The following is a 252-nucleotide window of genomic DNA, read 5'->3' as shown; positions in this document are numbered from 1 at the left end:
GTGCCCCGGCCTGTCGTTCCTCCCCATCGCCTCCGTCGGCGACCCCGAGCTGACGATGTCGATGCCTCCCCGCCTCACCGCGGACACCGGTGTCGACGCGTTGACCCCCGCGATCGAGGCGTACGTCAGCAAGAAGGCCAACCCGATTTCCGACGCCCTGGCCCTGAACGCGATGCGCACCCTCGGGAAGTTCCTCGTTCGCGCGTACACCGACGGGGACGACGCCGAGGCTCGCGCCGCGATGATGGCCGC

General features: G+C 70.2%; 1 pseudogene. It reads left to right on the top strand.

Going from position 1 to position 252, the window contains the following annotated elements:
• Positions 1–252 (top strand): annotated as a pseudogene (locus AC0IX4_RS23175) (iron-containing alcohol dehydrogenase); the annotation flags it as partial.

Source organism: Rhodococcus sp. AC861 (assembly GCF_979256035.1).
This window is presented reverse-complemented; position numbering and strand designations above follow the sequence as displayed.